This window comes from Pontimicrobium sp. MEBiC01747 (assembly GCF_053601635.1).
Window position 1 is genome coordinate 1 of the sequence record NZ_JBSHNS010000448.1, and the last position, 2,985, is coordinate 2,985.

A 2,985-nucleotide genomic window follows, 5' to 3' on the forward strand; every position below is an offset into this window, starting at 1 on the left:
ATGGACCACAGTTTTTTGTAGAAACAGATATTACAGATTTAGGAACAGCAACATCACTTACCGTATCAGACAATCAAGGAAACTCTCAAGTTGTAAACGCAACAGGAGTTGTTTCTTTTGGTCCTTATGCAAATAACACAGGTGTAGTAGTTACAGTAACAAATGATAACGATGGGAACTGCTTTATAGTAAGCGACTCCTTAACACAAGAAATTTGCTTAGACCAATATGTAGATTGTACAGTAGGGCCAACAGATTTTACATATTGCTATACATCAAACGATACAAATGTATTTACATTTACAAGTAATGATGGCACACCACTAACCATTGTATTCAACTCAGGACAAGTAGAAGATGGATGGGATGAGTTAGTTGTTACAGACGTGGCAACTGGAACAGATTTAAATGCAGCAACTCCTTATGGAAATGGTGGTGATGTAGGAGGATTACTTTATCAATCTACAGGAGATTCAATCTCTTTTACAGTAACGTCAGATGGATCTATAAGTTGTGATAATAACGGATTTACGCCTATAGATGTTTCTGTATCATGTGCAACATGTCTTTTTCATACAGTAGAATTTACTGCGGTAGACGATTGTGCAAGTGGAACAGATCAGTTCTTTATAGATGTTAATGTTACAGATTTAGGTAGTGCAACAACTTTAGATATTAACGATGGTACTACTACAGTAAGTACAACAGCTACTGGTGTAGTACAAATAGGGCCATACCCAATAGGAACAGATGTTACAGTTGTAGTATCTAACCAAGATGACTCTAACTGTATTGTAACAAGTGATGTATTAAACATACCAGCATGTCCACCATCAAACGATGATTGTGAAAATGCAATTGTAGCTGTTGCAAATGCAGACAGTAACTGTACTAATGTTACTAATGGAACAATATATGGAGCAACACAATCTCCTCAAGGAAATGTGTGTTTTGGAACAGCAAATGATGATGTTTGGTTTTCATTTGAAGCCGTAGCAGAAGACCATGCAGTCTCATTACTTAACATAGCAGGTGATACTACTGCATTATCTTTTGGATTATATGAAGGAGCAGATTGTAATAACTTAACAAACATAGGTTGTCCTAATAACGGTCAAATAGTTGCTAATGGTTTAACAATAGGAGAAACATATTACGTACAAGTATTCTCTAATGGAAATACACCTTTCCAGAATACTACTTTCGATTTATGTATTATCTCATTACCACCTCCAATCATTACAAATACAGATCAATATACTGTTGAAGAATTAGTGGAAGATGTATTAATAGATTCTCCATGTTCTTTAGTCTCTAACATAACATTCTCTACAGGAACAAACTTTGGTTCTACTAATGGTATTGGTTACTTTGAACAAAACGGATCTGACTTTCCTTTCGAAAGTGGTGTGATATTAACAACAGGAGATGTTTTAAATGCGCCAGGACCAGAAACAGGAACTATTAGTGATGGAGCCTTTGCTTGGTTAGGGGATGCAGATTTAGAAAACGAAGTTGGTTTACCAGCAGGACAGACTAGAAATGCAACAATATTAGAGTTCGATTTTGTACCAGTAACACCACAAATGTCTTTCGACTTTATTTTTGCGGCAGAAGAATACGGAGGTTTCCAGTGTACATTCTCAGATGCTTTTGCATTCCTATTAACCGACGCAGCAGGAAATACAGTTAACTTAGCCGTAGTACCAGGAACAGCGACTCCTATCTCTGTACTTAATGTAAGAGACGAAGCATTTAATGGAGGTTGTGCTTCTGTTAACCCAGAGTTCTTTGATGCTTATTATGATGTTTTTGATTTTGGTGCAGGTATAGGCCAAAACCCATTAACAAGTCCAACTAATTTTAGAGGGCGTACAGTACCAATAACAGCAATGGCAACAGTAGTGCCTAACGATCAATACCATATTAAACTAGTAATAGCAGATGATCAAGATACATTATTTGATTCAGCGGTATTTTTAGCAGCTGGAAGTTTCGATATTGGTACTATAGATTTAGGAGATGACATCTTATTAACTAGTGGAAACGCTAACTGTTTAGGAGATGAAGTGCTTTTAGATATAGGTATCGATATTCCAAACAACTCTGTACTTACATGGTATTTTACAGACCCTGAAATTCCAGGAATCTTAGAACCAATACCAGGAGAAAATGGTCCTACACTTACAGTAGATGAAACAGGAATATATACAGCCGAAATATTAATAACAGGAACAAGCTGTTTCTTTATGGATGAAGTTTTAATAGAATTCTTCCCTAATCCAATAGTAGCTTTTGAAGAAGATTATGTTATTAAGTGTGCTAATGAAGATTATGACATTTCTATTAATGTAGAAAACTCAGACGAACTAGTAAACCCATTAACATATAACTTCTATATAGAAGGGAATTTAGTACAGTCGACATCAAGTAATACATATACTTTAACAGCAGAAGCCTTAGAGCAAGGAGATATTACAGCAACAGTTGTTGATGATGTAACGGGTTGTTTAGGAGAAGCAGCAATGTTTGTAGAGTTTTATGAAAATGCCAACTGTGTAGATCAGCCACAAGGATTATCTCCTAACGGAGATGGTGTAAACGACTGTTTAATACTAGATCATTTAGAAGACCGCCGAGATATTACTAAAGCCCAGGTGTTTAACCGTTACGGTGTTAAAGTATGGGAATTAACAGGATATGTAGACCAATGGTGTGGTACAGATCAAGATGGAAACTTACTTCCAGTCGGAACTTATTACTATAACGTGTATTTAAAAGATGTTGAACAACCTCTTACTACTTTTATATACTTAAACTACTAAACAAACGAAAACAAAACCAATGAAAAAACTAATATATACCATTTTCATATTCTTGTTAGGCTATCAATTATATGCACAACAAGACCCGCAGTATACGCAGTATATGTATAATATGAATGTAATAAACCCTGCCTATGCAGGGTCTACAGAAACCGTATCT

Annotated in this window: 2 protein-coding genes; both read left to right on the forward strand. The window is 35.7% G+C overall.

Annotation, left to right across the window (positions count from 1 at the left end; all coding sequences use genetic code 11):
* Nucleotides 1-2,825, forward strand: a 2,825-nt coding sequence (locus ACVC2P_RS14770; protein WP_452599225.1) for a choice-of-anchor L domain-containing protein, incomplete at its 5' end; no start/stop codon positions are given.
* Between the two features lie 19 nt (nt 2,826-2,844).
* Nucleotides 2,845-2,985: type IX secretion system membrane protein PorP/SprF (locus tag ACVC2P_RS14775; RefSeq protein WP_452596600.1), on the forward strand; the 141-nt coding region annotated here is incomplete at its 3' end.